This is a genomic window from Neisseria sp. HMSC070A01, from assembly GCF_001810165.1.
GTDB lineage: Bacteria > Pseudomonadota > Gammaproteobacteria > Burkholderiales > Neisseriaceae > Neisseria.
This window is the reverse complement of the sequence record NZ_KV800124.1, coordinates 1-356: the sequence shown is the minus strand read 5'-3', so window position 1 is coordinate 356 and position 356 is coordinate 1. Positions and strand designations below refer to the sequence as shown.

At 43.5% G+C, this 356-nt stretch carries 1 pseudogene; it reads left to right on the top strand.

What is annotated here, in order from left to right:
* Nucleotides 1–27: 27 nt before the first annotated feature.
* Nucleotides 28–356: pseudogene (locus HMPREF2711_RS06990) on the top strand (TspB protein); the annotation flags it as partial.

Here is a 356-nt window from a genome sequence, read left to right as displayed (position 1 = left end):
ACGGGAAAGTACGGCGAAACTGGTACGATGAATACGACTGTGAATCAGAAAGTTGAGTCTGGTAAGCTCCAAAAGGCAGCTAATACAATTATGATAGGTAATGGCATTGCAAATGGATCTAATGCCGCCTCCAGTTATGCCGCTGAAGTCGGTCGAAATATCGCGCAAGGCAATTACGGAGCTGCTGCCAGTAATGCTTTACAGTCCGTAGCTCGATTTATTGATGGTGTATTTGGTGGCCCTATAAGTGGTATTGTAGATTTAGGTAGTAGTTTTGGTGACGGTTATCTAGAGGGTAAATATCAAAATATTTATAAACAAGCAGAACAAGCACAACGCCAAGCGGAAGCCGAAGG